Consider the following 25,324-nt stretch of genomic DNA (forward strand, 5'->3'; position numbering starts at 1 on the left):
GCCGTGGGCCGGGGTGTGATGGAGGGCATGAAACTCCCCCGGCCCCCACTGCCCGTCTTCTCCGGGCGACTGCACGACGCCCGCACGGCCACCGCGATCGGCCGCTGGCTGGGACTGGCTCTCGTGGTCTGCTTCGTCACGGGCGTGATCAGCCACTACGAGCAGCACCCGCCCGCCTGGCTGGCGAACTCCCTTCCCAGCCGACCGACCTGGGGCTACCGCCTGAGCCAGGGCCTGCACGTGGCGAGCGGCATAGCCGCCGTTCCGCTCCTGCTGGCGAAGCTCTGGACGGTGTACCCGCGCCTCTTCGTGTGGCCCCCGCTGCGCTCGGTGCGGCATGCGCTGGAACGGCTGTCGGTGGCGGTCCTGGTGGCGACAGCGCTGCTGGAGCTGTTCACGGGGCTGCTCAACGCGGCCCAGTGGTATCCGTGGCCGTTCTCGTTCGTTCCGGTGCACTTCGCTCTGGCCTGGGTGCTGACGGGCTCGTTGCTGCTGCACGTGGCCGTCAAAGCACCGGAGATCCGGATGCATTGGCGCCGCGGCTCCCCCGGCACGCTGTCGCTGCCCGCCGAGGACGCCGTCGACCGGCGCGCACTGCTGACGGCGGTCGGCACGGCGGTGGGAGCGGTGACGGTGACGACCGCCGGCCAGTCCTTCACGCCCCTGTCCCGGCTGGACCTGCTGGCGCCGCGGCACCCGGACCACGGCCCGCAGGCCCTGCCGGTCAACCGCACGGCCGTGCAGGCGGGTGTGGATGCGCGGACCGTGCGGGACTGGCGGCTGCGGGTCGACGGCCCGCGCCCGTACGAGCTGAGCCTGGACGAACTGCGTGAACTTCCGCAGCGGGAGGTGGTGTTGCCCATCGCATGCGTGGAGGGCTGGAGCAAGTCGGCGCACTGGACGGGCGTCCGGATACGGGACCTGCTGGACCGCTCGGGCGCGCCGCCGGGTGCGCTGATCCGGGTGACGTCGCTGGAGCGGCACGGGGCGTACCGCGTGATGGTGATGCCGCATACGTACGCCCGCGACCCGCTCACGCTCCTCGCCCTGCGGCTCAACGGCGAGCCTCTCTCCTTCGACCACGGCCATCCGGCCCGCATCATCGCGCCGAACCGGCCGGGGGTGCTGCAGACCAAGTGGGTGGCACGGCTGGAGGTGTTGTGATGCGGGTGGCGCTGGGCGCGGTGGGCGTCGCGCTGATGGGGTTGGGGGTGTGGTCGCTGCTGTACGGGGCCGCGCCGCAGGATCCGTGGCCGGTGGTGCGGTGGCTGGCCGGGGCGGTGGTCGTGCACGACGGGATCGTGGTGCCGCTGACCCTGGCGGTGGGGTGGGCGGTGTCCCGGTTGCCCGCGCGGGGGGCGGTACGGATGGTACGGGTCGTGCGGGGGACGCTCCTGGTGATGGCCTGCCTGACGGCGGTGGCGTATCCGGTGCTGTTCCGGCCCGGTCCGCGGCAGAACGCTTCGGTTCTGCCGCTGGACTACGCCGCCAACTGGGGTGTGGTGCTTGCGGTGACGGCGGCGGCCGGGGTGGGGGTGGGGTGTCTGCAGTGGTGGCGTGGACGCCCGAGGAGGTAGTGCGGCGGTAGTGCGGCGGGCGGGGCCGAGCAGCCGAACTGCCCGGCCCCGCCCGCCCGGCTCATCAGCCGTAGGTCTCGACCCACATGTTGACGGCGCCGCCGCCCATGCCGCAGTCGAGGATCGACGCCTGCTCCGTACCCATGTTGCGACGGCCCTCGGTGCCGGTGTAGGGGCCACGGACACCGCTGACGTTGGCACAGTAGCCGTGGACTCTCCACAGGCCGTTGCCGCTGTCGCACATACCGACACCGGCACCGTCATCGCGGTTGTACGCGTGGCAGTTCGACGCGGCGCTGGCCGACGGAGCGGCGAAGACGAGGGCGCCCGCAATGAGGGCGAGGGCGCCGGAGGCGATACCGGCGGAACGCAGACGTGCTATGACAGCCATGACGAATCCTTTGGTCAGAAGGAATTTCCAGCACCGCGGGGTCCGGTCGGTCGATCCGGGCGGCAGGGTGCTGGTGCAGGATGCGGCGGGAGCGTAACCGGCTTTTTGCCGAACTGTCGATCGCGGTTGGACACTTGACCGCGGGGAAGCGGGGGCTCCTGTTCTGGCGGCACCAAGGCGCCCGTAGGGGCGCGGGGCTGTTACATGTGCGGCTCCGCCGCGTGGGCGCGACCAGCCACGACGCGCCTGCAGCCGAGGTTCTCGGGGCTTCGCCCCGGACCCCTGGGGTAGTGCCTCGGCTGCAGGCCGTCGGTGGCTGATCGCGCAGTTCCCCGCGCCCCTTACGGGGCGCTGCATGATCCGCCGGACACGCCCTGGCGGGGGTCCGTACCGAACACCCACGGCGCCAGCACGACGAGCCAACCGTCCGGGTCCTCGAACAGCACCGCACCACGCTCGGGCCAGTACGGATTGGCCGCGGCCACGGGCCGGTGCCCGCGCTCCTCCATGCGCCGCACGACGACGTCACGGGCCTCGGCCCCCTTGAGATACAGCACCAGTTGGTTCTCGGGATTCGGCTCGGGGATCCGCGGCCGCGCCCCGTGCTGCGTGATCTCCATCTGCACGGGCGCGCCGGGCAGTCCGAACACGACGCCGTCGTACCCGGCGTGACCACGCCAGTCGGCGAGCACGGGGAGGCCGAGGTCGTCGCGGTAGAAGGACAGGACGTCGTCGTACTTGGCCGTCGGCCGCGCGAACCGCACGGCACCGACGGCGAGATGATCGGGCCAGGTGGTGGTCATGGGGGCAGCGTGTCACGGGTGGGGGGCGGGGTTCGTCGGGCGGGCGTCGGGAGGGGGATGGGCCGTTGGTCCTAAGGCCTGTCCGGCCCACGTTCCCTGCGTGCCCGCTCGATGGCGGTGCCGGCTCTGGCAGGTGCTGCGTCCGTCTCACCGCCGACGAGGTCAGTAGTACTGGACCAGGCAGAACTCGTGCTCTTCGGGATCGGCCATCACCACGACCACGCCCTCGTCGTAGTCGTGCCGTTCACCGGTGAACGTGCCCCCGAGGGCGACGACTTGGGCGATGCCCTGGTCGATGTCGTCGACTGCGACGTCGAGGTGCAGACGCACCTTGCCGTGCTTCGGCTCGGTCACGGGCTGGAAGATGAGACGGGGCTGCGGGTCGTCGGGGCCGCCGCCGAGGTAGACCCAGCCGGGCTGGGACGGCCCCTCCGGGCGGTCCAGCAGCGCGCTCCAGAAGCCCGCCACGCGTTTCACATCGACGCAGTCGACAGTCACTCCGACCCAGCGGTTCGCCATGTGGTCAACACTCCTGTGCAGTCGTGCGGGAGACCGGAGACTACCCGGACGGCGACTCCCCGGGACAGGAAGGAGCAGCCCACGCCCAGGATTGATCACCATCACAAGCGCCCCGTAACCTGGCCGAATGCAGCTCATTGGAGAAATATCCACCGACCGCCCCCTGCTCGTCCTCGCGGTGAAGGAGGAAGCCGCTCACCTCGACGGCACGCTTCCCGTGCTGCTGACCGGGATGGGCAAGGTCAACGCGGCCACCGCACTGGCGACCGCGCTCGCCCGCGGGCCCAAGCCGTCCTCGATCGTCAACCTGGGCACGGCGGGTGCCCTGACGGCGGGCTGGGCGGGCAGCACACAGGAGATCGCGGTGGTGATCCAGCACGACTTGGACACCGATCTGCTGCACACGCTGACCGGCGACACGTTCGGGGGGCCGATCAAGCTCGCCGGTTCCGGAACCGGCCCCACCCTGGCGACCGGCGACACCTTCGTCTCCGAGTCGGCGGCACGCGAGCGGCTCGCGGCGCGTGCCGACCTCGTCGACATGGAGGGATACGCGCTGGCCTCGGTGGCCGAGCAGGCCGGGGTGCCCATCCGGCTGGTCAAGCACGTCAGCGACGAGGCCGACGAGGGTGCCGCGCGCAGCTGGCGCGAGTCCGTCGACAACTGCGCGCGGGTACTTGCCGCATGGGCCCGGACCAACCTCGCCTGATCCGCTCCTGATCCGCTCCTGATCCGCGAGTTATGCGGTGGTGATCGGCTGCTGCAGCCCGGTCACCCACCCGCGCGGGGGCCACCTACTTGCCGGCGCCCGGGTGGAGCCACGGCGAGGAGGTGGCCCGGAAGATGATGTCCGCTCCGAGGTAGTCGTTGGCGAAGTCCACGAACTCCTGCCGTGTGTACGGCTTCCCCGTGACGGGATTGGGGTACTCGAAGTCGGGTTCATGGACGGCCATCGCCACGAGCACCAGTTTCCCCCGGTACTGGTTCAAGTACCGGTACGCATTGTTCATGTGCGGCTTGCTGTACGGGAGCAGGTCCGGTCCGCCGACCCCTATACCGTGCTTCGTGACGAACTCGAACGACCGCTTCATGTAGCCGTTCTCATCGCCCCACCCGCACGGCCAGAAGTTGATGTACTGCACCATGGCGCTGGTCTTGAACACCGAGCAGACCATGAGGCAGCACCCGGACCGCTCACGAAGCACCACAAGTCCACTGCACGACTGCTTCGATGACCTGCCGCTGCCAGATCTGTGTCTGCGGATGTTCATGGTCCGGATCCTCGGGCATGGCGATCCCATGCTGCGCACCATCGATCTCCAGAAGCCGCCAATCAGCGGTCCCCAAGAGCGGCAGGAACTTCCGCGAGGACTCGACGGGAATGAACGTGTCCTTCGTCCCGTGCACGACGAGGGTTCGCTGACAGACCTTGGCCAGGTATTCGGCAGGAACCACGTGGAAGACCTCGTTGAGCAGGGGTCGCCCGAGCTTGAAGCTCGGTGAGTGGCGCAGATACCCCTGCGCGAGTAGTGACCGCGCCTCGTCTGACTGCAGGTGGTCTGCTCTCCAATACGGCTTCTGATCGATGAATCGACACTTTTAGTCGAACAGCGGATTGAACAGCACAAGTCCTCGAACCATCTGCGGCCAAGCGGCTGCAGCCATGGCTGTGGCGCCGCCGGAGAATCTGGCACCGATCAAATACACCGTCCGGGTACCGGCCTTCCCCATGACGAACCCGGCTGCCGAGCGGATGTCGTTGGCGACTGCAGCGAGCGTCAGATCCTCCTGGAGGCCTTCGCTGTCCCCATGCCCGCGCAGGTCGAAGCGCAGCACCGCCGTTCCTGCTGCCGCAAGTCCGGCAGAGAGCAGCCTGTAGAAACCGCCTTCCTCTCGCGTCACGCCTCCGCCGTGGATCAGTACAGCTCCACGACGGGGCTGGGGGACGGACTCAAACGTCCCTGCGAGCCGCAGCCCGTCCATGCTGCCGAACTCCACCGGTGTCTCGTACGAGTTCGATGTGGCGATCGAAAGCTCCCTTCCATCCCATAGCCCCCAAGTGGCGCCGGACGGTCAACAGTACGTACCCAGCAGTCACCGTTGTGACGCGCTCCGGCGTCACGGCAAGATCAGGCCCATGACGAAGACGCTGTTGGTCATGGGCGGTTCGCACTTCCTCGGACGGGCGGTTGCCGTCGAGGCCCTGGAGCGCGGCTGGCAGGTCCACGTGTTCAATCGCGGCAGGACCGGTAGGAACCCGCACGGAGTCACCGCGCTCCGCGGGGACCGTACCGATCCGGCCGAGCTCCGGCGGCTTGCCTCGCACGGCCCCTGGGATGCGATCGTCGACACCTCCGGAATGGACGCGGACGCGGTCGACGCCTCGACCCGGGCACTGGCAGACGTCACACAACGCTATGTCTACGTCTCCACCGTCTCGGTCTATGCCCAGTGGCCCATGAAGCCGCTGACCGAGGACAGTCCTACGCTGGCCGCCGCCCCCGCAGAGGGCGTTCCCGAAGACGTCAACGTGGCCTACGGCTTGGACAAGGCCCGTTGCGAGACATCCGCCCTGCGCAATCTGGGCAGCCGTCTGTCGATCCTGCGGCCGGGCGTCATCCTCGGACCGCACGAGAACATCGGCCGCCTGCCCTGGTGGCTGCGGCGCGTCGCACGTGGCGGCAGGATCCTCGCGCCGGGCCGTCCGGCGCAGCCGATTCAGCCCGTCGACGTACGCGACGTCGCCGCGTTCGCGTGCCACCGCGCACAACACGCCGACGGGCACGAAGTCTTCAATGTGGCTGCACCGACCGGGCACTCCACGATGCGGGACCTGCTGCTCGCATGCGCACGGGCAACCGGGACCAGCACCGGACAGGCCGAACTGGAGTGGGTCGACGACTCCTTCCTGCTCTCGCACGATGTGCGGCAGTGGACGGAGCTGCCCCTGTGGCGCACCTACCCCGCCACATGGCAGGTCGACGGCGCACGAGCCCGGGCCCAGGGCCTGGAATGCCGACCGTTGGAGCAGACGGTCACGGACACGTGGAGCTGGATGACGAGCGGTGAGGCCGTGCTGGAGCACGAGCGGGCTGCCAGGCACGGGATCAGCGAAGCCAAGGAAGCGGCGCTGCTCGAAGAGTGGCTGCGGGGCGGTCCAAGGCCTCACTGATCCAGGGCTCGGGGAGCCGATGCCGGCAGCAGGGTCCTGGCCGACTCCCTGCCGAAGGCCACCAGTCGATCCCCGAGTTCGGACGTCAGTCGTGCACGCGGGAACGGCCGACTCGCCAGCATGTCCCCCACGTTCGTCACACGTCGCATCAGACCGTCGACCCGGTGCTCGGGGGGAACGGCGAACACCGCCTCCAATACCTGTCCGGCAGCTTCCAGCTCCTGCTGAAGCAGGTGTCCGAACGCGAGGTCTGCAGCTGCTTCTGATTCCACTTTGACGGACCGCTGAGCCGGAGGCCGTGCCCGGACGAGCGCCAGTGCGCGGCCCGAGCAGGAGACCACACCGTCACCGTGCCCCAGTACGGCCCAAGAGGTTCCTGCGGACATCTGTGCGCGTTCTTCGCTGAATCCGAATTCACCACCGATGCCGTCGTGAAGGTCGTCCAGCATGCTTCGGTCGGTGAATTCGGCAGCGATCAGTTCACGCCGTGTGTCCTCCGCCTGGCCCAGGTGTGCGTATGCCCGGCCGGCAATGCTGTGCAGTCTGCTGCGAGCCGTGCCCGACGAAGCCCACTGCTGGGCGGCTCCGACGTGGAGGAGGGCTTCCCCCGGCCTGTGGTCCCAGTAGGCCAGGAGAGCAAGCGTTCCACTGCACCATGACATGAGGGGGTGGTAGTCGATGGGCCGCGCGTACATCATCGCGGCGTAGGTGAGTGTCTGCGATGCCTCCCGTGCCCCGAGGTCGAAGGCGGCGGCCGCCATCAGTGCAGATGCCTGGCCGGCGATCAGGTACAGGTCACGGGATTGATCCGGCCTGTGTGTGAGAGGCATGCGCCGTCCAGCCAGTTCGCGCATGCGTTTCGCGCTGATGAACACCTGGTAGGGAGCGATCCGGTGATAGGAGCGGGCAATGCGTTCCACCTCCGTTCGCATCAGCACGATGGCTTCAGCCGTCAGGGCCTGCGCGGCGGCTTCTCCGGCATGAGTGGCAGCCTCGTACGCCGACGTCATCAGTTCCTCGTCGTCGAATTCCGCTCCTCGCGACGGCGTCACGCAAGCGGGATCGGCAGCCGGTCGCGGTGCAGGGGCCAGGAGTTCGCGCGCGGAACAGGCGAACATGTGGTGTAGGACTCTGCAGGCCAACGGATGTGGCTGACGCCGTACTTCGCCCGTCAGCCAACGTGCGTACTGCCGCTCACCGACGGTCGCCTGCCGCATCTCCGGATCGTTGTCCCGTTCGCCGAGGGAACGGGCGGCCCGCTCGAATTCGCGGCAGAACTGTTTGTACGGCTCGATGTTCTGCTGCCTCACCAGTCTCCGCAGCAACGTTTCCGGGGCGGCTTCCATGCCTCCTTGAGTATCACCGTCGGCCGGTCCTTGATGCTCGCTCCCCGAAGATGACAGGAAGACGTCACCTGCGTGGCGTGATGGAGCAGAACGCGTCGATTCGAGGCAGGCATAAGGCGGTTCCGCGGCATGGAGATGTCCTCGCGCGTGGCCGAGGCTCCTCCCATAGGACGATCACCGTTGTGATCGAGGCACACTCGGATGGGGAGAGCCCGTGGGAAGCACAGCCCTACAGAACAATGCAGCGGAGTCGGCCGCCGGGCCGAACCTGCGAGCCATCCTCCGCACCGCCACCCGCGTCCTCCACGACGACCCGGCCGTCCGCCCTCAGGACACCCGGCAATGCACCGAGGCGAGTTCGCTCCTGCGCGAGCACCTGCAGGAGCTGATCCCGGCTGTGGAACGGCAGCTCCGGGAACCCGGCTCGCCCCCGGCAGGGAACCGGGTGCTCGCCGCCGCGCAATGGTGCCTCGCCATGGAGCCGCGCCCCGGAACCCGCGGTATCGTCTCGCACACCGAGCTCCTGGCCATCAACGTCCAACGGCTCGCCGCACTTCTGCCAGGACACACCTCCGGCGCACCCCGCGCCGCCTTGTACGCCTGCATCCACGACGGCAGCGATCCCGCGGCTGTCATGCGCCGGCTCCACCGGCTCGCAGCCGTGCACGGCGCATCCGTCGCCGTGGCCGAGTACGACACGGGGCCGCTGCAGCGCCCCTGCGGCACCCGTTTCGCCTGGCGCCGGATCACCGAGCAGCTCGCCTACGGCGGGAACGGCTCCGTACAGCTGCTCCTCGCACCGGCTGCCGAGCAGATCGCGCTCGCGGACACCGCCCGTGCGACGGTCGAAGGCCGGCTGCGCTCGCACGGCGTCGCCGTCCGCTACCTGTCGCCTCCCGACGACAAGTCGTAACCGGCGTCAATTTCCCGGTAGTCGAGGACGACATGCGTTCTGGCGCTCCGACGGTCCACGGCCCTACATTCCCTGACGCTATGTCAGGCATACATCAGTCCACGAGAAGGGGCAGCACCCTCATGAAGCGGATACACAGATCCAGGCTGATCCTGACCCTGCTCGCCGTGCTGGCCGCCGTCCCGGCCACCGCCGTCGGCGCGGCGTCGGCCGAGCACAAGGCCGTCGCCGCCCCGCACGTCACGGTCCGGGACGCCACCGACATCACCGGTCTGTACCAGCTCAACGCCAACGGCTACACCGGCACCCTGCACATCCTGAGCGCGAGCCAAGGGCAAGTGCAGGCCGACATGCGCTTCTACGCACTCGGCTACGACGAGCGCGTCAGCGGCACCTGGTCCGACACCTCCCGGACGCTCACCCTCTCGCGCCCGCTCGCCGGGAGTTCCGAGGTGCAGACGTACACGCTGTGGGCGGGCGGGAGCAACACGGCCACCTCGCACCTGATGTTCGGCGGCTACTTCACCGACTCCTCCGCCGGCCGCTACGGCACGTTCGCAGAGTGGATGTGGCGCTGACGTCGTCACCGCTCTGACAGACGACGGTGGGTGGCGAAGGTATCGGCAGGGTCGTTGACCGCCTCCTGCACGACGACAGGAGGCTGCGCCCAGCTCGGTCCACCACGGCCAGGGCCGCCGCCAAGGCGGCGGCCCGGACCGGCTCTATGATGCCCCTCGCCTGCGGCGGCGGAGGGCGAGGAGACCACCGGCGAGCGCGGCCGCGACGCCGGAGCCGCCGAGGATCGCCGGGGTCGGGGACGAGGAGTGCGACGACGGTTGGGCGGCGGGCTGGTAGCCGCTGGAGAAGCCCTTCGTGGCGTAGTCGGAGCCCGGCATCTTGTCGGCGTACCGGCCCTTCACCAGGTTCTGGTAATCGGCGAAGGACACCGACGACTGGCCGCCGAGGCCGCTCTTGGCCGCGTCGTTGAGCGGTGTGACCTGGTTGAGCGTCAGCTGGTACCAGGCGTGGAGCTGTGGCTCGGAGAACACCGGGTTGGCCGCCGTGCCCTTGCCCGCGTAGCCGGCGTCGCTGTCGCTTTCGCGTACGGCGGCCAGGTGCCAGCCGCCGCCCTGAGTGGCGCCGAGCAGGACCGTGGCGCTGCGTGCGTTGCCGGCGTTGACCGGGGCTGCCACGTAGGAGAGTTGAAGGGCCGTGGCGGCTGTGGGCAGGGCCTTGCCGGACACGAAGTCCGAGGTGATCTCGAACACGGCCAACGGGGTTTGCCCCACGGTGAAGGACGGTTGGCCTTCACACGGATTGGTCGTGGAGGGGATCGACTGCGACTTCCGCTGGCCGCCCTGAGGAATGGGGACGCTGAGAAAGCGGCAGATGGCATTGTGGACGTCGGTCGATTTCAGCGTGTCCACCGCGCTCTGGAGATCCGGGATGTCGGGGGGAGCTGCGGCGGCGTGGGCCGGGAGCGCGGTCACGGCGGACAGCAGTGCCGTCGCAGTGAGCGCGAGACCGAGCGGGCGGCGGGTACGCCGATGTGAACTCGGCGCTGATGACATTCTGTTGATGGACATGATGTCTGCCTCACGTGGCCGAGACGCCGATTTGGGTATGGGTCCAGTTGAACGAGCTGTTGCTCACGTAGTCGTTGTAGTTCCACCAGGTGTACGTCTGGGTGGCCGGCCAGGGATCGGCGACGGCGATGGTGTTGTTGGTCTCGTCGTAGCCGTAGATGACGTTGAAGTGGCCGCCGCCGGACTTCCAGCCGATGCGTGCCAGGAAGGGACGTGAGGCATCGACCTCGGTGTGGGTCTGGTCGAACGAGGCCGCGCTGTACTGGAGAGTGCCGGTGTTGGCGAAGCCCATGAGGCGCCAGGCGCCGGCGATGTCGTTGGGGGTCGCGGGCTGGTTGGCGCAGCTGACGCCCGTGGCCCGGTTGGCCAGATTGCAGAAGTCGGTCTGGCTGTAGTTGTAGCCCCACCAGCTGGCGATGGTGTTGCCCGAGGCGTCCCAGCACCACTGGCTCTGTTCCTGCTTCTGCATGTTGATCGAGTCGTAGGCGCCGGCGTGAGCCGTGCCGACGGCGGTCACCGTCCACCCCGACACGGCAAGCGCCAGAGCGGACACGGTGGTTGCGAGCTTGTTTCTGCTCATTGTCCTGCCTTTTCGTGAAGGGGGTGCAGGGGGCGTGGTGTTCGGGCGTCGGCACGGCCGAGGCTTCGGGAGCGGGCCCATGAAGCATGGGAAGGAGAAGGGGAGGAAGGTGAATACGAAAGTGGGTGCTCGCCGTGCGATCGCGTTGCCGTTGATGATTGATGCGGCAACGGCGTTCCCCCGGAGTCGACACGTTCCGCGCCGAACGGGCGCCTCCAAATCGGGAAGCCAGTGCCAGAGAAGCGCATGGTGTCAACCTCGACCAGGGGCCGGGCGCGAACTTCACCCGGGTGAGTGAAACACTCCGATAATGGTTCCGCACTGCATTCCGGCCGTGCCGGTGACGTCATCCGTCACCAAATGCGGGAAGGTGATGGTGAATTGCCTCGCGCATCGGTGATCCTCGCCTTCGTAAAGGCGATCGGTATCAGCGATGCGGATCGGCCGCCAAAGCGGGCGCTCCGTCGAATTCGACGGCCCCGCCGAAGCCCCTGCCGAGCACTGGTTGCTGCAGTTCTGGCCGAGCTCCGGCTAGGGCCTGTCCGCCGGATCATGTGGTTTGCGCTGTGAGGACGCGAGGACCGGGTCGGGTACGCGTGGCTCTCAGAGAGCGACGCCCGTGAGGTGCCGGTAGAGCACCTCGTGCCCCTCCGGCGTGGGGTGCAGCCCGTCGGCGAAGAGGTCGGGGCGGTCACGCAGCGGTTCCCACAGATCGAGATGGTCCACGTGATGAACGGCACACCAGGAACGCAGGTCCTCGCGGAGGGCCGAGGCGCGTTCATGGGTGAAGGACATGCCTTCATAGGCGGGGGCCCGGCCCTCGTCGAGCCAGATGGGGCCGACGACGACCAGCCGCGCACCGTGGGCCAGGGCCGTGGCCGCCAGCGCGTCGAGACTCTCTTCCAGGCGGATCGAGCCGTTGCCGGCCGAGGACACGTCGTTGATGCCTGCCGCGACCACGAGGGTGTCGGGGAGGCGAGCCGGCAGTAGAGCAGGGGTCTGCTCGGCGACCTCGGCGAGCGTCAAGCCGGGGACGGCAAGGTTGAAGACGCGGTTGTCGGTCTCGTCCGCAGCGATATGGCCGCTGGCCAGGCGGGCCGCCCAGCCGCCCTGCGGATCGCAGCGCCCGTACGCGATGCTGTCGCCGACGATCACGATGCGAGAGGCCGGGCGCAGCGGCTGCGCGTCCAGGTAGGCCCATGCGCTCGCACCCGAGGAGAGCCGTACTCGGCGGCGGACGTAGTCGTCGACCTCGTAGTCGTCTGCGGCAGCCAGCTCGGCGTCCGTGAGGTGCAGCACGGCACCCTCGACCTCGGCGCCGATCCGGCGCTCCAGCGTGAGATGGACGTCGAGGCCACTGGTGGCGATCACCTCGGGGTCGGCGATCCGGATGGGCCGGGTCGTGTGTCCGGCGAGCGCGGCCGGCGTCCGGGGAACGGCCTGTCCGAAGATGGTCTTCTGGACGCGCTCGTCCAGGAGAGTGCCGAAGGAGAACAGGGCATGGGGGCGGGTCTCGTTCACGGAAGTGCAGTCTTTCTAGGGCAAAGTGCGCATGACGGCGCCCTCGATGATGGAACTCTTGAGCGATCTTAGGGGTGGCGGCTCAGCCGGGGCCAGAGGCTCGGCCCGGGAAGAAGTCGGCGCTTTGGACGTACTCCATCGCCTTGTCGAACTCCGGGTCGCCGACGCGCTGTTCCATCTCCTGCGGGCTCAGGTCCTCCACGCGGGTCTGGATCCAGTACAGGTTGCCCAACGGGTCGCGCACTCGCCCGACCCTGTCGCCGAAGGACAGGTGGGTGACCTCGGTGACCGAGGTGCCGCCGGCCGCAACGGCCTTCCGGTGCACGGCGTCGGCGTCCTCGACGTAGAGGCGGAGGAAGCCGGGGGTCGGCGGCCACTCCGGCCGTGCGTCGAACATCATCACCACCGAGTCACCGATCCGCACCTCCGCATGCTCGATGTTTCCGTCCTTGCCGGCCAGGCACGCGAGCTCCTCCGCGTCGAACGCCCTCTTCATGAAGTCGATGAGCTGGACCGTGTCGCGAGAGATGATCCACGGCGTCACCGTGTTGTAGCCCTGGGGAACAGGCTTGACGGACATCCGGCTGCCTCCTGGTGGTGCGAGTGCCTCAACTGGTGATGACGCTAGCTCCGATCTAGGTCAATCCATGTCCCAGAAGGGTCACCACCTCCCCAACGCCACGAACTCCCTCCCCTCCGCTCCCCATTGCTCCGTCACCGCCCACCCCGACTCCCGCGCATGCCGCAACAGCGCGGGCACACCGACCCGTGCCCACGGGAACAAGGAGCCCAGGCGCCCCCTCCCGTCGTCCACCCGTACCTCCACCCGCTCGTCCACGTCCGCCGGCGCCGCCTCCACGAGCAACCGGCCTCCCGGCGAGACGACTTCGGCGACGCGCGCCAGCAGCGCCACCGGGTCCCCGCCGATGCCGACGTTGCCGTCGACGAGCAGCGCCGTTCCCCAACGGCCCTCCCCCGGAAGCCGGTCGAAGACCGACCGGCACAGGGCCGCTCCCCCGGTGCGACGGGTGCGGGTGACGGCTGCGGGGCTGACGTCCACGCCCAGGGCCACATGACCCAGGGCCGCGAGGGCCGACACCAGGCGGCCCGGGCCGCAGCCGATGTCGATGACCGTGCCGCGGCAGCGAGCGAGGACGGTCATGTCTGCCGGGTCCGCCGCGGCGCACCAGCGCTCCACCTCCAGGGGGAGCAGCCAGCCGTCCGGGCGGCGCAGGAACAGGGGGCCGCTGCCGGCCCGTACCGCGTCCGCGTACGGGTCCGCGCACCAGGCCGTCATCGGGCGAGCCGGGCGGCCAGGGCCGCGAAGCGGCCGTGCGGGGCGGCGGCGGCCACGCGGGGCACGTCCGGGGCGGTGTCGACGTCGCGGAGTTCGGGGAGTTCGCGGACGGTCAGGCCGGCGGCGGACAGGCGTGCACGCTGGTGCGCACCCGTCTGCGGCGTCGACATCGGTACGCCGCGCAGGAGTTCGGGGCGGGGGTCGGCGAGCCCCAGCGCCCAGAAGCCGCCGTCGGCCGCGGGGCCGAACCACGCGTCGCAGTCGTGCCAGGCGTCGTCCGCCAGCGCGGGGGCGAGCAACTCGGCCGTCACCTGTGGGGTGTCCATGCCGATCAGCAGCGCCGGGCCCGTGCACCCCGCGAAGGCCTCCGCCAGACGTTCGTCCAACTCGCCCGCGCACTGCGGCACCACGTCGAAGCCCGGCGGCAGCCACGGGCCGGGGCTGCCGTCGAGCGCGAGCACGCGGCGGGCGGCAGGCATGGTGCGTACGGCGTGCAGGGTGTCGGCGAGGGCGGCTTCGGCCAGCGCCGCGGCCTCGTCGGGGGTGTACGGGGGCGTGAGCCGGGTCTTGACGCGGCCGGCCCGCGGCTCCTTGGCGATCACCAGAAGGGTCGTCACCGCAGCACCGCCCGCATGTCGCGCACCGCGCACCACGTGCCGCGCCAGGTGCCGGTCACCTTCGACCGGCCCGTGCGCGGCAGGTACGGCACGTCCGTCTCCGTCACCCGCCATCCCTCGGCGGCGGCCCGGACGACCATCTCCAGCGGGTAGCCGCTGCGCCGGTCGGTCAGGCCCAGGGCCAGCAGCGGTTCGCGCCGGGCGGCCCGCATGGGGCCGAGGTCGTGCAGGGACAGGCCCGTGCGGCGGCGGAGCATGCGGACGAGGGCGAGGTTGCCGGCGCGGGCGTGGAGGGGCCAGGCGCCGCGGCCCTGCGGGCGGCGGCGGCCGAGGACGAGGTCGGCGGAGCCGTCGCGGACGGCCGCGACGAGTCCGGTGAGCAGGCCGGGGTCGAGCGAGGCGTCGCAGTCGCAGAAGCACACGAGGTCCGCGGAGGCGGCCCGCAGCCCGGCGTGGCAGGCGGCGCCGAAGCCGCGGCGCGGCTCGTGGACGACGGTGGCGCCGAGGGAGCGGGCGACGTCCGCGGAGCCGTCGGACGAGCCGTTGTCGACGACGACCGCGCGCCAGCCGTCGGGGATGCGGGCCAGCACCCAGGGCAGGGCGGCGGCCTCGTCGAGGCAGGGGAGGACGACGTCCACGGGAGCCGTCACCGTGGAGGACGTGGTCGAGTGGGTCACCCCTCTCACCTTACGAAGACAATTCCGGCAATTCGGATCCACGGTCCTTACAGAACGAGGACGTCACTCCTGGTGAGAGCTCTCGGCACGGCATCGCGGACGCGACAGTGCGAGGCTTGCGGCATGCAGCAGCACCCGCCCCCGCCCTCACCCCCGCACCGCGTCCTCGTCGTCGACGACGATCCGACCGTCGCCGAGGTCGTCGCCGGATACCTCGACCGCGCCGGCTTCGCCGTCGACCGCGTCGCCGACGGCCCCGCCGCCCTGGAACGGGCCGCGGCCGCCCCGCCCGCCCTCGTCGTGCTCGACCTGATGCTCCCCGGCATGGACGGGCTGGAGGTGTGCCGGCGGCTGCGCGCCGGCCACGGCCCGCTGCCGGTCGTCATGCTGACGGCACGCGGCGACGAGGACGACCGCATCCTCGGCCTGGAGGTCGGCGCCGACGACTACGTGACCAAGCCGTTCTCGCCCCGCGAACTCGTCCTGCGCGTGGAGGCCGTGCTGCGCCGCGCGCAGGCCGCCGTTCCCGCATCCGCTCCCCCGCTGCGCGCCGCCGGTCTGACGCTCGACCCGGCGGCCCGCCGCGCCACCCGCGACGGCACCGAACTCGCCCTCACCCTGCGGGAGTTCGACCTGCTGGCGTTCCTGCTGCGGCACCCCGGGCGGGCGTGCAGCCGCGAGGAGCTGATGCGCGAGGTGTGGGGCTGGGAGTTCGGCGACCTGTCCACGGTGACCGTGCACGTGCGACGGCTGCGCGCCAAGGTCGAGGACGACCCGGCACAGCCGCGCCTGATCCGCACCGTGTGGGGCGTCGGGTACCGCTTCGAGGGCGAGGGGACTCCCACATGAAGGACGTCCTGCTCATCGCCCTGTTCGCCTTTCTCGGCGCCGCGGCCGCCGGGCTGGTCGGAGCCGTCGCCCTGCGGGCGCTGCGCCACCGGTCGGTGGCGGTGTCGCTGACCGTCGTGGCCGCGGTGTCGGTGACGGCGATGCTCGCCGGGACACTGGCCGTCGCCTGGGCCATGTTCCTGTCCTCGCACGACCTCACGGTGGTGACGACGGTGTGCGCGATGGCCGCCGTGGTCTCGCTGGCGACGGCCCTGCTGCTCGGCCGCTGGGTGGTCGCCCGCAGCAACGCCCTGACACAGGCGGCCCGTTCCTTCGGCGAGGGCGGCAGCTTCGCCGCACCGGGCGGGAGTGCAACGGCGGAACTGGCCGCCCTTGGGCGTGAGCTGGCTGCCACGAGCGAGAAACTGGCGCGGTCGCGGGAGCGCGAGCAGGCGCTGGAGGCGTCCCGGCGCGAGCTCGTCGCATGGATCTCGCACGACCTGCGGACGCCGCTGGCCGGGCTGCGGGCCATGTCCGAGGCGCTGGAGGACGGCATGGCCGAGGACCCCGAGCGCTACTTCCGCCAGATCCGCACCGAGGTGGACCGGCTCAACTCCATGGTCGGCGACCTCTTCGAACTGTCCCGCATCCATGCCGGGGCGCTGCCGCTGAGCATCGGGCGCATGTCGGTGTACGACCTGGTGGGCGACGCCCTCGCCGGGGTCGGGCCGCTGGCGCGGGAGTACGGGGTGCGACTGGTGGGCGACGCGGTCGAGGCGCTTCCCGTCGAGGTCGACGGGAAGGAGATGACGCGCGTGCTCGGCAATCTCCTCGTCAATGCGATCCGGCGGACCCCGGCCGACGGGACGGTGGCGGTGGCGGCGCAGCGGGAGGCGGACACCGTGGTGGTGTCCGTGACGGACGGCTGCGGGGGCATTCCGGAGGAGGACCTTCCGCGCGTCTTCGACACGGGGTGGCGGGGGACGGAGGCCAGGACGCCTCCGGCGGGGGCGGGGCTGGGGCTCGCCATCGTGCGGGGGATCGTGGAGGCGCATGCGGGGCGGGCGGCGGTGCGGAACGTTCCGGGTGGCTGCTGCTTCGAGATCGTGCTGCCGGCTGCGCGGGCGTGAGGCGTTGTCCCACATGGCGTTGTCCCGCATAGCGCGGTCCGGTCAGTGGGTGCCGATCCGCGCGGCCACACAGGGGTCCTCGTTGCGGTAGCCGAGGCGGGTGTAGAGCCGGTCCGCTGGGGTGTTGTCGGCAAGCTGCCACAGCGTGCAGAAGCCGTACCGGCGGACGGCGTACCGGGTCAGCCACGAGGTGAGTGCCGCGCCGAGCCCCTGGCCGCGCAGGGCCGCGTCGGTCGCGACGGACGCCATCAGCGGCGCGCCGCTGTCCCGCAGACTGCTCATGGCGCCGCACGCCACCAGCCGCCCGCCCGCGTCACGGATCCCCGCCCAGAGACCGACGTCCGAGGAGCCGGGCCCGGTCGAGTGGGCCGGGCTGTGCTCACCGAGGAAGGCGAGCAACTCGCCGTGGTGCGCCTCGTCCAGCTCGGTCACCCGCTCCTCCGCCGGATGGAGCGGCGGCTCGTCGAGCGTCCAACGGAAGAGCCAGGCGACCGGGTCGGTCACCGCGAGATGGCGGCCGAGCAGCACGTCGGCGCCCCGCGGTCCGGTGAACTCCCTTACAATTCCGGGGAGTTGATGAGCTGCGCGGAGGGCGAGTCCGGCTGCGGCAGTCGGATCGCCGACGCTCCACAGGTGGCCGCGCAGCTCGTCGAGCCAGGCCACCGCACCGTCGCCGGACCAGCCGATCCGGCCGGCCGGACGCGGGCGCGCGGCGCCGAAGCGCAGCAGGGCCGAGCCGGTCTGCAGCTCCAGGCCCTGGGTGAACAGGTTCGCGGTCCGGGGAGGAAAGGTCGTCGCCTGCATCGTTCTCTGGGGGAAGGATTCCTCTGGGAGGGGGCGGAAGGGCGGGCGAACGGTCCGGATCTGCGCAGGGCAGGGCCGGAACCGTCGTTCGAGGATGGGAGATGTGGGGAATTCGGGCGGCCGCCGCGCACGTGGCAGAGCGCCTGGCGAACCGGAGAACCCACTGTCGCACACCGCCCCCGGCCCGATGCAAATCTGCACCATGGCGGCCCGCCCGGCGGCCTTTGCCGTACGGGTCACGCCATCTCCGCCACCCCCTCCGCAAAGCCCACAGCCGGGCGCCACCCCACCTCCTCCCGCAGCCTTCGCGACGTCGCCGTCACATGACGGACGTCACCCAAGCGGTACTCCCCCGTCACCACCGGCTCGGGTCCCCCGCACGCCGCTGCCAGGGCACAGGCCAACTCGCCGATCGTGCGCGGGCTGTCGCTCCCGCAGTTGTACGCCCGCAGCCCGCCGCCGGGCGAATCCGCTTCCAGGGCCAGTACGTTCGCCTTCGCCACGTCCCGCACGTGCACGAAGTCCCGCCGCTGGCGGCCGTCTTCGAAGACCTGCGGCGCCTCGCCCCGCGCGAGGGCCGAGCGGAAGAACGACGCGACGCCCGCGTACGGCGTGTTGCGCGGCATTCCGGGCCCGTACACGTTGTGGTAGCGCAGCGCCACCGCGCTGCCGCCCGTCGCGCGGGCCCAGGACGCCGCCAGGTGTTCCTGGGCGACCTTGGTCGCCGCGTACACGTTGCGCGGGTCCAGCGGCGCGTCCTCGTCGACGAGCCCCGGCGTCAACTCCCGTCCGCAGCACGGGCACGGCGGCTCGAAGCGGCCCGCCTCCAGGGCCCGGGGTTCCCGCGGGCCGGGGCGGACCGGGCCGTGGGCGGGGCAGTCGTAGCGGCCCTCGCCGTAGACGACCATCGACCCGGCGAGCACCAGCGTGCGGACGCCCGCCTCGTGCATGCCGGCCAGCAGCACCGCCGTGCCGAGGTCGTTGCACGCCACGTACGCGGGCGCGTCCGCGAATTCCTTGCCGAGACCGACCATCGCGGCCTGGTGGCACACGGCGTCGACGCCCTTCAACGCCCGTGCCACGGCCTCGGGATCGCGGACGTCGTCCGCGGGCACGAGGCCGGTGTCCATGACGACGGGCTCGTGCCCACGGGCGGTGAGGGCACTGACGATGTGCGAGCCGATGAAGCCCGCGCCTCCGGTGACGAGTACACGCATGACGTCGACGCTAGAGGCGGTTCACCGGCCGCGCACCGCCCCGGGGCGTTCCGTCACAGGTCCGTAAGGCCCGTGCTCCGCGCCTCCCAGCGCTGTTCGACCTTGCCGAAACGCCAGTACGCGAGCGCGATCGCCCACACGACCACGAACAGGCCCACGATGACGAACCCGACGTTGTCGAGGTCGAGTCCCGAGATCCAGCCCGTGACCGCGTCGTTCAGGTCGAGCTTCTCGTGCAGGACGCCGACGAGTTCGATGGTGCCGATGAGGAAGGCGACCGCGATCGACAGTCCGGTGATGGTGAGGTTGTAGTAGACCTTGCGAACGGGGTTGGAGAACGCCCACTGGTAGGCGAAGTTCATGAACGTGCCGTCGAGCGTGTCGAACAGGCTCATGCCGGCTGCGAACAGCAGCGGCAGGCACAGGATCGCGTACCAGGGCAGGCCGGCGGCCGCGCCGCTGCCCGCCATCACCATCAGGGTGACCTCGGTGGCGGTGTCGAAGCCGAGGCCGAAGAGGAAGCCCAGCGGGTACATCTGGCCGGGGCGGGTGATGGAGCGCGTGAAGCGGCCGAGGATGCGGTTCATGAAGCCGCGCGAGTCCAGCTGCTGCTCCAGCTCGGCCTCGTCGTAGCGGCCCTCGCGCATGGCGCGGAAGATGCGCAGGATGCCCGCGAGGGCGACGAGGTTGAGGGCGGCGATGAGGTAGAGGAAGCCGCCGGAGACGGTGGTGCCGACGACGCCGAGCGTCTGGTGGGTGGCGGAGTTCTCGTTCATCAGCGTCCCGGCCAGGTGCGTGCCGCCGCTGACCAGGGCGGCCAGCGCGACGACCACGCTGGAGTGCCCGAGCGCGAACCAGAACCCGACCGAGACCGGACGCTTGCCGTCCGCCATCAGCTTGCGGGTGGTGTTGTCGATGGCGGCTATGTGGTCGGCGTCGAAGGCGTGCCGCATGCCGAGGGTGTAGGCGGTGATGCCGAGCCCGACGCCGTAGACCTTGGAGTCCACCGTGTAGTGCCGGGGGACGACGAGCAGGAAGAGCACGCCGAAGGCGGCGACGTGCAGGGCGGCTATGACGGCCAGCAGACCGGCGGTGCGCACGGTGTCCTGGCGGCGCCATTGGAAGGACGGCTGCGTACTAGTGGGGACTTCTGTGGTTCCGGTGGGCAGAGTCATCTGCGGGTCACGCTCCAGCACCTCGTGGATCAGTTCGTGAGATGCCGTGGCCGGTCTCCTGGCTTACGGGTACGCGCGCGCCCGCCCCTGCCTTCCCGGCCGCCGGATGCGGCCAGTGGCACCGCGCGCCCTGCGGGGCGTGCGGAAGGAGGCGGAAGCTCCCCGATCACAGTGGCGAGGGCCGCTCCGGAATGGGGCCACTAGGGCCTGTCCGATGGGTCAGTGCGGGCCCCGCGGCGTCTGGCGCTGGGGGCACCTCCCAGCGGTAGCTGGGGGAGCATCGCAAGGCGGAGCATCACCCGCGTACTGGGCGTACTCGGGTGATGCGACAACGCAGCGAGGTGCCGTGCCAGGCGCCGCGGGGCCCGTGCTGACCCATCGGACGGGCCCTAGGGCCCGCCACCGGTCTTCCCGAACACCACGGCCGGGCCACCTTAGCGCCCTGACCTCAGGCGGTGGCAAAGATGTGGCAATTGCCATGCCCATGCAGCGGAACGGGTACCGACACTTCTGTGCGGATGTCCGCATGTGATGGACGGTCATGCAGGCCGGTGCTACGAGTGCAGCAGTGCGCGACGAGAGAGGGCTGATCGCCATGGCAGCAGAAAACCCAGCAGCAGACCCAGCAGCAGACAGAGATCGCAGTCCCGACCACAGGCCCACCGGGCAGGACGTCGGCTTCGAGCGCCGCATCGGGCTGTTCCAGGCGACGGCCATCAACATGAGCCAGATGTGCGGGATAGGCCCCTTCGTCACCATTCCGCTCATGGTCACGGCCTTCGGCGGGCCGCAGGCCGTCATCGGCTTCGTCGCGGGCGCCGTGCTGGCCCTCGCGGACGGGCTGATCTGGGCCGAGCTGGGGGCCTCGCTGCCGGGCGCGGGCGGCAGTTACGTGTATCTGCGGCAGGCCTACCAGTACCGCACCGGCAAGCTGATGCCGTTCCTGTTCGTCTGGACGGCGATGCTCTTCATCCCGCTCGCGATGGCCACGGGCGTCATCGGCTTCGTGCAGTACCTCGCCTACCTGTGGCCCGGGATGACGCAGACCCAAGGGGACGTCACCGGGCTGGTGTTCATCGCGGTGGTCGTCGCGCTGCTGTGGCGGCGGGTGGAGAACATCGCGCGGATCACCGCCGTGCTGTGGGGCGTGATGCTCGCCTCCATCATCCTCGTCATCATCGCGGCCTTCACCCACTTCAGCGCCCATCTCGCCTTCACCTATCCCGCCCACGCCTTCGAGGTGACGTCCAATCAGTTCTGGCTGGGCTTCGCCGCGGGTCTGACGATCGGCATCTACGACTACGGCGGCTACAACACGGCCGCGTACATGGGCGCCGAGATCAAGAATCCCGGACGCACCCTGCCGCGCGCCATCGTCTGGTCCATCTTCGGCATCATGACGGTCTATCTGCTGCTGCAGATCGGCACCCTCGGGGTCGTCGACTGGAAGGAGATGCTGGACCCGAACTCCACGGCCGGCTCCTCGGTGGCCTCGGCGGTGCTGGAACGGACGTGGGGCAAGCACGCCGCGGACGTCGTCACCGTGCTGATCCTCGTCACGGCCTTCGCCTCGGTCTTCACCGGGCTGCTCGGCGGCTCCCGGGTGCCCTACGACGCCGCGCGGGAGAAGGTCTTCTTCCGCCCCTTCGGCGTCCTGCACCCGCGGCACCGCTTCCCGGTGCTGCCGCTGGTGACGATGGGGGTCATCGGCGCGATCGGCTTCCTGATCGGGCGTCACACCGACCTCAACACGCTGATCCAGCTGCTGACCACCGTCATGGTGATCGTGCAGGCGCTGTCCCAGGTCCTGGCAGCCACCGTGCTGCGCCGCCGCCAGCCGGGCCTGCGGCGGCCGTACCGGATGTGGCTCTACCCGCTGCCCAGCGTGGTCGCGGCGGTGGGCTGGATCGTCATCTACGGCTACGCGGACCGCAGTTCCCCGGGGCGGCACCCCATCGAGTGGTCGCTGGTGTGGGTCGCGGCGGGCTGTGTGGCCTTCGTGCTGTGGGCGGCGTACGAGAAGGTGTGGCCGTTCGGACCGCGGGAGATCAGCGAGGAGTACCTGGACCCCGCCCCCGCGGACACGGCTCCGGGAGCGGGCGGCGACCCCGAGGACGACCCCGGCAGCACGGAGCCCGCACCCGCCTGACGGCGGGCCGGCCCCCGTGGCCGCCCGCCTTGATCACCTTTGTCCGGCCCGACACCGGCTTCGTGGCCGAACGGTGATAAAACGGCACCCATGCCCGTGACCTCCGCTCCCTCCGCCAAACCCCCTGCCACGCCGCGCCGGCTGCTGTGGCACCACCTGATATTCGGGCTCTGGTATCGGCCCGTCGACGTGCTCGACGAAGCCCGGGACCGGAGCGTCTGGGGGGCGGCCATGTTCCTCAGCCTGCTGTGCGGAGCGCTGGGGACGCTGGGCAAGGACTCCTTCTGGGTCCAGTGGGGCGTGAGCCCCGTCCTCGCCCTGGAGGCCATGGCCATCGCCGCCGGGGTGACGCTGGTGGCCACCCTGTTCCTCGGCGCCGTCACCCACGCCATAGCCCGACGGCTGGGCGGCAACGGCCGGTTCGCGCCGACCACCGGCCTGTTCGCCGTCGTCTTCTGGGCGACGGACCTGCCGCGGCTGTTCCTCAACACCTGGCTGCCGGCGGACTCCGTGCCGGTGCAGGCGGCCGCTTCCGTCACCGCGGCCTTCGGCTGCGTGATCGCCACCCTGCTGATCCGCGGTCAGCACCACCTGCCGACGCACAAGGCCGTGGCCTCGGTGGCGATCCAGATGGTGGCGGCGGTGGCCCTGCTCAAGTTCCCCCCGGGAAGCGGCTGACGGGCCGGCCGGCGGACGACCGGTGCGCGAAGGCCCGCCCGGTGCGACGGGGGATGCACACCGGGCGGGCTCGAGAACAGTTCTACCTCATCAAGGATGGGCTATGCACCAAAAACCTGTTCGCTTTGTCGGTTACCGGCGGGCGGGGAGCGAAATCAGGCCACGTGCCCGGACGGTCGGACGACGCCTCGACTGCCCCCTCTGAACGTCGAGTTCCGGATCCTCGAAGCGCTCCGGCAGGGCCGCCGACGCCGTCTCACCGGCCGGAACGGTCACTCCACCGATCTCGACACCCTCCATCGGGAAGCGGTGGATGACCGGCGCCACGGGCCCTTCCCGGCGGCCGAACGCCTCAACCGGCGCTCCGAGACCGTCCGGATTCGATCGCAGCTCCCGGAGCGGTTCCGGGGCCGTCCGCCCCTGGGTGGCCGGCCGCGCAGTTCCCCGCGCCCCTTCTCAGGGGCGCGGGGTCTGCGGCGCAGGCGGCCTTGACCCCCGTCCAGGGCCGCCTCGTCCAGGGCAGCGCCGTCAGGGACGGCGCGCCGCGCTGATCTCCCGCAGTTCGGCGAGCACGGAGTCCACCAGCGGGTCGTGGTAGACGTCCGCGACGCGGGCCAGGTGCTCGTGCTCCTCGGCCGGGTCGGCGCTGACGGTCACCACCACGCTCTCCGCGTGGGGCGCCGCGACGTGCCCGGTGACCTGGTTGGCCAGGCCGCGGCGGAGCGCCGCCGCCTCCACCACCGCGGCGAGCCGGTGCTCGTCCAGCCCGGCGGCCTGCGCCTGACGCCGGGCCACGTCGAGCGTCACGGGCTCGACATGGCGCCGGATGCCGCGCTGGATGTCCCGGATCTCCGCCATGCGCCGGTTGGCGCGCCACTCCAGATCGGCGAACGGCCAGCGGCCCGACCAGCGGGACTCCTCGATGGTGACCTCGGGGGCATGGGCGGTGACCTCCTCCCACAGCGGCTGCAGTCGGCGCAGCCGGCGCCAGGCGGCCGCCCGCGGGCCGACGGCCGGCAGCGAGAAGCCCAGCAGGACCAGCAGCGCGGCGACCGAAGCGCTCATCGGGGCAACGCCGTTGGAGAGCCAGTACGCCTCGTGCCCGGCCCAGCTGAGCACGAAGCCGGTGAGCTTGCACAGGCAGTACAGCAGGCCCAGCCAGCAGCCGACGGCCAGCGTCCGCAGCCCCTTGGAGAGCCAGGAGCGGCCGATGCGGCGGGCGTAGCGCGGGCAGAGCCAGCCGAGCCCGGCGAGGCTCGTCCCGAAGATGGCCAGGTACAGCACCAGGAAGGCGACCACGCCGGGGGCGTTCGCGTAGGCGGTGCTGAAGTCGCGCGGGTGCTCCACGTCGTCGGGGCGTCCGACCACAAAGCACACAATGGCAGCTGCCCAGGTCACCGCGACGACGCCCACGGCGAACCGGGACCGGGCGGCGGCGCGGGCGTGGAATCCGTCGTCGCCGCGGCTGGTCCAGCGCAGCAGCAGCACGGTGGCACCGGAGGCGAACAGCACGACGGCCGAGTAGAGGAACACCATGGCCAGGTTGGCCACGCCGGTCAGCCGGTCGAAGGCGCGGTAGACGCTGGGCGCCGAGAACAGGAAGACGATGGGCACGCCCGCGGTCATCAGCGCGGTCAGCCCCAGGTCGACGTTGCCGCGGTCGCGGAACCAGGCGCGGGCCTTGTAGCCGACGATGGCCCAGGTGACGGCGCTGAAGGTCAGGTAGAGAGCGTCAAAGAACACCGGCACCGCCCTCCGTCGGCCTGCCGCCCGACTCGCGGATCTGCTTCCGCACGTGCTGCAGCGCGGGCCCGAGCGAGGCGGCGAGCTCGGCCGCCTGTCCCTCCAACCGGGCCTCCTGGCCCGGCGGCGGGGGCACGACGCGGGCCATCAGCAGCGTGCCGAGGATCTCGGTCTCGCGCTCGGTGAGGTTGTCGTAGCAGTGGTGGCGGGCCAGGCCCATGGTCAGGCCCAGGCGTCGCATGGCGGTGGCCACGTCGACGGACGGGGTCCACACCTTGAGCGCGTCCTCGGTGACGGCCGGGTCCTGGTCGTGGCCCAGCAGCAGGTGGCCGATCTCGTGCAGCACGATGTGCACCTGGTGCCAGGGGGAGGTCTTCTGCTCGTAGACGATCCAGAACGCGTCGTCCGTGGTGGCCGTCATGCCGGAGACCACGCCGTCCAGGCTCATCGGCACCAGGTGGAGGGGCCGGCCCACGTGGCGGGCGACGGCGTCGCACATGCCCTGGAGATCGGTCGACGCGGGCAGCGCGAGCTCGTGGATGAGCTGCTTGCACCGCCGTCGTATCCGCCCCACTCGCATGCCTGCACCGTCCTCGTCCTC

The 25,324-nt window shown here is 70.6% G+C and carries 29 protein-coding genes and 1 riboswitch; of the genes, 10 read left to right on the top strand and 19 right to left on the bottom strand.

What is annotated here, in order from left to right:
* The first annotated feature begins 18 nt into the window (after positions 1-18).
* The gene (locus tag ACMATS_RS06830) at positions 19-1,164 is read left to right on the top strand and encodes a molybdopterin-dependent oxidoreductase (RefSeq protein WP_414167299.1); all 1,146 of its coding nucleotides are present in this window, start codon (positions 19-21) and stop codon (positions 1,162-1,164) included.
* Positions 1,164-1,577 carry a hypothetical protein gene (locus ACMATS_RS06835; protein ID WP_414167300.1) on the top strand — a complete coding sequence of 138 codons (414 nt, stop codon included), beginning with the start codon at positions 1,164-1,166 and terminating at the stop codon, positions 1,575-1,577. Before ACMATS_RS06830 ends, ACMATS_RS06835 begins: the two co-directional genes overlap by 1 nt.
* A gap of 64 nt (positions 1,578-1,641) precedes the next feature.
* Here the strand turns inward: ACMATS_RS06835 and ACMATS_RS06840 are convergent, their stop codons facing one another.
* The 3 genes from ACMATS_RS06840 to ACMATS_RS06850 form a co-directional block, all read right to left on the bottom strand.
* Positions 1,642-1,968 carry a hypothetical protein gene (locus ACMATS_RS06840; protein ID WP_390779624.1) on the bottom strand — a complete coding sequence of 109 codons (327 nt, stop codon included), beginning with the start codon at positions 1,966-1,968 and terminating at the stop codon, positions 1,642-1,644.
* Between the two features lie 341 nt (positions 1,969-2,309).
* Positions 2,310-2,771 (bottom strand): VOC family protein, encoded by a 462-nt coding sequence (locus tag ACMATS_RS06845; RefSeq protein ID WP_414167301.1) that lies wholly within the window; start codon positions 2,769-2,771, stop codon positions 2,310-2,312.
* Positions 2,772-2,933: 162 nt separating this feature from the next.
* Entirely contained in the window at positions 2,934-3,290 is a 357-nt protein-coding gene (locus ACMATS_RS06850) for a VOC family protein (protein ID WP_336415953.1), read from the bottom strand.
* Between the two features lie 127 nt (positions 3,291-3,417).
* Here ACMATS_RS06850 and ACMATS_RS06855 point away from each other — a divergent pair, with 127 nt between their 5' ends.
* Positions 3,418-3,999, top strand: a complete 582-nt coding sequence (locus tag ACMATS_RS06855; protein WP_414167302.1) for a nucleosidase — start codon at positions 3,418-3,420, stop codon at positions 3,997-3,999.
* An 85-nt stretch (positions 4,000-4,084) separates the two neighbouring features.
* Here the strand turns inward: ACMATS_RS06855 and ACMATS_RS06860 are convergent, their stop codons facing one another.
* The 3 genes from ACMATS_RS06860 to ACMATS_RS06870 all read right to left on the bottom strand — a co-directional run bounded on the left by ACMATS_RS06860 (position 4,085) and on the right by ACMATS_RS06870 (position 5,273).
* Positions 4,085-4,453 carry a hypothetical protein gene (locus tag ACMATS_RS06860; protein WP_414167303.1) on the bottom strand — a complete coding sequence of 123 codons (369 nt, stop codon included), beginning with the start codon at positions 4,451-4,453 and terminating at the stop codon, positions 4,085-4,087.
* A 31-nt stretch (positions 4,454-4,484) separates the two neighbouring features.
* On the bottom strand, positions 4,485-4,745 hold the full coding sequence (locus ACMATS_RS06865; RefSeq protein WP_414167304.1) for a hypothetical protein: 261 nt from the start codon (positions 4,743-4,745) through the stop codon (positions 4,485-4,487).
* 144 nt (positions 4,746-4,889) lie between these two features.
* Positions 4,890-5,273, bottom strand: coding sequence for an alpha/beta hydrolase (locus ACMATS_RS06870; protein WP_414170668.1), 384 nt, complete (start codon positions 5,271-5,273; stop codon positions 4,890-4,892).
* Between the two features lie 154 nt (positions 5,274-5,427).
* Here ACMATS_RS06870 and ACMATS_RS06875 point away from each other — a divergent pair, with 154 nt between their 5' ends.
* Positions 5,428-6,462: an NAD-dependent epimerase/dehydratase family protein gene (locus ACMATS_RS06875; protein WP_414167305.1), complete on the top strand. Its 1,035-nt coding sequence runs from the start codon at positions 5,428-5,430 to the stop codon at positions 6,460-6,462.
* Here ACMATS_RS06875 and ACMATS_RS06880 read toward each other — a convergent pair.
* Positions 6,456-7,808 carry a DNA-binding protein gene (locus tag ACMATS_RS06880; protein WP_414167306.1) on the bottom strand — a complete coding sequence of 451 codons (1,353 nt, stop codon included), beginning with the start codon at positions 7,806-7,808 and terminating at the stop codon, positions 6,456-6,458. The genes ACMATS_RS06875 and ACMATS_RS06880 overlap by 7 nt on opposite strands.
* 214 nt (positions 7,809-8,022) lie before the next feature.
* Here ACMATS_RS06880 and ACMATS_RS06885 point away from each other — a divergent pair, with 214 nt between their 5' ends.
* Both ACMATS_RS06885 and ACMATS_RS06890 read left to right on the top strand, forming a co-directional pair.
* On the top strand, positions 8,023-8,721 hold the full coding sequence (locus tag ACMATS_RS06885; protein ID WP_414167307.1) for a DUF6415 family natural product biosynthesis protein: 699 nt from the start codon (positions 8,023-8,025) through the stop codon (positions 8,719-8,721).
* A 122-nt stretch (positions 8,722-8,843) separates the two neighbouring features.
* The gene (locus ACMATS_RS06890) at positions 8,844-9,299 is read left to right on the top strand and encodes a hypothetical protein (RefSeq protein ID WP_414167308.1); all 456 of its coding nucleotides are present in this window, start codon (positions 8,844-8,846) and stop codon (positions 9,297-9,299) included.
* A 144-nt stretch (positions 9,300-9,443) separates the two neighbouring features.
* Here the strand turns inward: ACMATS_RS06890 and ACMATS_RS06895 are convergent, their stop codons facing one another.
* From ACMATS_RS06895 to ACMATS_RS06925, 7 genes are all read right to left on the bottom strand, one after another.
* Positions 9,444-9,989 (bottom strand): hypothetical protein, encoded by a 546-nt coding sequence (locus ACMATS_RS06895; protein WP_390779635.1) that lies wholly within the window; start codon positions 9,987-9,989, stop codon positions 9,444-9,446.
* Between the two features lie 328 nt (positions 9,990-10,317).
* Positions 10,318-10,887: a papain-like cysteine protease family protein gene (locus ACMATS_RS06900; RefSeq protein WP_391156647.1), complete on the bottom strand. Its 570-nt coding sequence runs from the start codon at positions 10,885-10,887 to the stop codon at positions 10,318-10,320.
* 603 nt (positions 10,888-11,490) lie between these two features.
* Complete coding sequence (locus tag ACMATS_RS06905; protein ID WP_391156650.1) at positions 11,491-12,408, bottom strand: GDSL-type esterase/lipase family protein; 918 nt, start codon at positions 12,406-12,408, stop codon at positions 11,491-11,493.
* Positions 12,409-12,490: 82 nt separating this feature from the next.
* The gene (locus ACMATS_RS06910; protein WP_390779639.1) at positions 12,491-12,988 is read right to left on the bottom strand and encodes a VOC family protein; all 498 of its coding nucleotides are present in this window, start codon (positions 12,986-12,988) and stop codon (positions 12,491-12,493) included.
* A gap of 81 nt (positions 12,989-13,069) precedes the next feature.
* Entirely contained in the window at positions 13,070-13,705 is a 636-nt protein-coding gene (locus ACMATS_RS06915) for a class I SAM-dependent methyltransferase (protein ID WP_414167309.1), read from the bottom strand.
* A complete protein-coding gene (locus ACMATS_RS06920; RefSeq protein ID WP_391156657.1) occupies positions 13,702-14,322 on the bottom strand; it encodes a DUF2064 domain-containing protein in 621 nt (206 codons plus the stop codon). Before ACMATS_RS06920 ends, ACMATS_RS06915 begins: the two co-directional genes overlap by 4 nt.
* Positions 14,319-14,999 (bottom strand): glycosyltransferase family 2 protein, encoded by a 681-nt coding sequence (locus tag ACMATS_RS06925; protein WP_390779642.1) that lies wholly within the window; start codon positions 14,997-14,999, stop codon positions 14,319-14,321. Before ACMATS_RS06925 ends, ACMATS_RS06920 begins: the two co-directional genes overlap by 4 nt.
* Before the next feature lie 123 nt (positions 15,000-15,122).
* Between ACMATS_RS06925 and ACMATS_RS06930 the strand changes: the two genes are divergently transcribed.
* Both ACMATS_RS06930 and ACMATS_RS06935 read left to right on the top strand, forming a co-directional pair.
* A complete protein-coding gene (locus ACMATS_RS06930) occupies positions 15,123-15,848 on the top strand; it encodes a response regulator (RefSeq protein WP_390779643.1) in 726 nt (241 codons plus the stop codon).
* Entirely contained in the window at positions 15,845-16,957 is a 1,113-nt protein-coding gene (locus tag ACMATS_RS06935; RefSeq protein ID WP_390779644.1) for a sensor histidine kinase, read from the top strand. Before ACMATS_RS06930 ends, ACMATS_RS06935 begins: the two co-directional genes overlap by 4 nt.
* Before the next feature lie 42 nt (positions 16,958-16,999).
* Here the strand turns inward: ACMATS_RS06935 and ACMATS_RS06940 are convergent, their stop codons facing one another.
* The 3 genes from ACMATS_RS06940 to ACMATS_RS06950 all read right to left on the bottom strand — a co-directional run bounded on the left by ACMATS_RS06940 (position 17,000) and on the right by ACMATS_RS06950 (position 20,153).
* The gene (locus tag ACMATS_RS06940; RefSeq protein WP_414167310.1) at positions 17,000-17,761 is read right to left on the bottom strand and encodes a GNAT family N-acetyltransferase; all 762 of its coding nucleotides are present in this window, start codon (positions 17,759-17,761) and stop codon (positions 17,000-17,002) included.
* Positions 17,762-17,997: 236 nt separating this feature from the next.
* Positions 17,998-18,978 carry an NAD-dependent epimerase/dehydratase family protein gene (locus ACMATS_RS06945; RefSeq protein ID WP_414167311.1) on the bottom strand — a complete coding sequence of 327 codons (981 nt, stop codon included), beginning with the start codon at positions 18,976-18,978 and terminating at the stop codon, positions 17,998-18,000.
* A 53-nt stretch (positions 18,979-19,031) separates the two neighbouring features.
* Positions 19,032-20,153 carry a HoxN/HupN/NixA family nickel/cobalt transporter gene (locus ACMATS_RS06950; RefSeq protein ID WP_414167312.1) on the bottom strand — a complete coding sequence of 374 codons (1,122 nt, stop codon included), beginning with the start codon at positions 20,151-20,153 and terminating at the stop codon, positions 19,032-19,034.
* Positions 20,154-20,207: 54 nt separating this feature from the next.
* Positions 20,208-20,356: riboswitch (cobalamin riboswitch) on the bottom strand.
* 392 nt (positions 20,357-20,748) lie between these two features.
* Between ACMATS_RS06950 and ACMATS_RS06955 the strand changes: the two genes are divergently transcribed.
* Together ACMATS_RS06955 and ACMATS_RS06960 are read left to right on the top strand one after the other, a co-directional pair.
* On the top strand, positions 20,749-22,302 hold the full coding sequence (locus ACMATS_RS06955; RefSeq protein ID WP_391156664.1) for an APC family permease: 1,554 nt from the start codon (positions 20,749-20,751) through the stop codon (positions 22,300-22,302).
* A gap of 90 nt (positions 22,303-22,392) precedes the next feature.
* Positions 22,393-22,980, top strand: a complete 588-nt coding sequence (locus ACMATS_RS06960; RefSeq protein ID WP_390779649.1) for a YIP1 family protein — start codon at positions 22,393-22,395, stop codon at positions 22,978-22,980.
* 528 nt (positions 22,981-23,508) lie between these two features.
* On the opposite strand, the gene ACMATS_RS06965 is transcribed toward ACMATS_RS06960, so the two are convergent.
* Together ACMATS_RS06965 and ACMATS_RS06970 are read right to left on the bottom strand one after the other, a co-directional pair.
* Positions 23,509-24,723, bottom strand: coding sequence for an MAB_1171c family putative transporter (locus tag ACMATS_RS06965; protein ID WP_391156666.1), 1,215 nt, complete (start codon positions 24,721-24,723; stop codon positions 23,509-23,511).
* Positions 24,713-25,303 carry a hypothetical protein gene (locus ACMATS_RS06970; RefSeq protein ID WP_391156714.1) on the bottom strand — a complete coding sequence of 197 codons (591 nt, stop codon included), beginning with the start codon at positions 25,301-25,303 and terminating at the stop codon, positions 24,713-24,715. Before ACMATS_RS06970 ends, ACMATS_RS06965 begins: the two co-directional genes overlap by 11 nt.
* Positions 25,304-25,324: the final 21 nt, after the last annotated feature.

The sequence above is a fragment of the Streptoverticillium reticulum genome, from assembly GCF_047456005.1.
Taxonomy (GTDB): Bacteria; Actinomycetota; Actinomycetes; order Streptomycetales; family Streptomycetaceae; genus Streptomyces; species Streptomyces reticulum.

What these genes read in the sequence shown, in the direction of transcription:
- ACMATS_RS06845 (WP_414167301.1), bottom strand. Translation starts at nt 2,771, where the DNA reads ATGACCACCACCTGGCCCGATCATCTCGCCGTCGGTGCCGTGCGGTTC.
- ACMATS_RS06930 (WP_390779643.1), top strand. Translation starts at nt 15,123, where the DNA reads ATGCAGCAGCACCCGCCCCCGCCCTCACCCCCGCACCGCGTCCTCGTC.
- ACMATS_RS06955 (WP_391156664.1), top strand. Translation starts at nt 20,749, where the DNA reads ATGGCAGCAGAAAACCCAGCAGCAGACCCAGCAGCAGACAGAGATCGC.
- ACMATS_RS06945 (WP_414167311.1), bottom strand. Translation starts at nt 18,978, where the DNA reads ATGCGTGTACTCGTCACCGGAGGCGCGGGCTTCATCGGCTCGCACATC.
- ACMATS_RS06880 (WP_414167306.1), bottom strand. Translation starts at nt 7,808, where the DNA reads ATGGAAGCCGCCCCGGAAACGTTGCTGCGGAGACTGGTGAGGCAGCAG.
- ACMATS_RS06830 (WP_414167299.1), top strand. Translation starts at nt 19, where the DNA reads ATGGAGGGCATGAAACTCCCCCGGCCCCCACTGCCCGTCTTCTCCGGG.
- ACMATS_RS06875 (WP_414167305.1), top strand. Translation starts at nt 5,428, where the DNA reads ATGACGAAGACGCTGTTGGTCATGGGCGGTTCGCACTTCCTCGGACGG.
- ACMATS_RS06890 (WP_414167308.1), top strand. Translation starts at nt 8,844, where the DNA reads ATGAAGCGGATACACAGATCCAGGCTGATCCTGACCCTGCTCGCCGTG.
- ACMATS_RS06840 (WP_390779624.1), bottom strand. Translation starts at nt 1,968, where the DNA reads ATGGCTGTCATAGCACGTCTGCGTTCCGCCGGTATCGCCTCCGGCGCC.
- ACMATS_RS06900 (WP_391156647.1), bottom strand. Translation starts at nt 10,887, where the DNA reads ATGAGCAGAAACAAGCTCGCAACCACCGTGTCCGCTCTGGCGCTTGCC.
- ACMATS_RS06915 (WP_414167309.1), bottom strand. Translation starts at nt 13,705, where the DNA reads ATGACGGCCTGGTGCGCGGACCCGTACGCGGACGCGGTACGGGCCGGC.
- ACMATS_RS06940 (WP_414167310.1), bottom strand. Translation starts at nt 17,761, where the DNA reads ATGCAGGCGACGACCTTTCCTCCCCGGACCGCGAACCTGTTCACCCAG.
- ACMATS_RS06835 (WP_414167300.1), top strand. Translation starts at nt 1,164, where the DNA reads ATGCGGGTGGCGCTGGGCGCGGTGGGCGTCGCGCTGATGGGGTTGGGG.
- ACMATS_RS06950 (WP_414167312.1), bottom strand. Translation starts at nt 20,153, where the DNA reads ATGACTCTGCCCACCGGAACCACAGAAGTCCCCACTAGTACGCAGCCG.
- ACMATS_RS06970 (WP_391156714.1), bottom strand. Translation starts at nt 25,303, where the DNA reads ATGCGAGTGGGGCGGATACGACGGCGGTGCAAGCAGCTCATCCACGAG.
- ACMATS_RS06910 (WP_390779639.1), bottom strand. Translation starts at nt 12,988, where the DNA reads ATGTCCGTCAAGCCTGTTCCCCAGGGCTACAACACGGTGACGCCGTGG.
- ACMATS_RS06935 (WP_390779644.1), top strand. Translation starts at nt 15,845, where the DNA reads ATGAAGGACGTCCTGCTCATCGCCCTGTTCGCCTTTCTCGGCGCCGCG.
- ACMATS_RS06870 (WP_414170668.1), bottom strand. Translation starts at nt 5,273, where the DNA reads ATGGACGGGCTGCGGCTCGCAGGGACGTTTGAGTCCGTCCCCCAGCCC.
- ACMATS_RS06850 (WP_336415953.1), bottom strand. Translation starts at nt 3,290, where the DNA reads ATGGCGAACCGCTGGGTCGGAGTGACTGTCGACTGCGTCGATGTGAAA.
- ACMATS_RS06855 (WP_414167302.1), top strand. Translation starts at nt 3,418, where the DNA reads ATGCAGCTCATTGGAGAAATATCCACCGACCGCCCCCTGCTCGTCCTC.
- ACMATS_RS06960 (WP_390779649.1), top strand. Translation starts at nt 22,393, where the DNA reads ATGCCCGTGACCTCCGCTCCCTCCGCCAAACCCCCTGCCACGCCGCGC.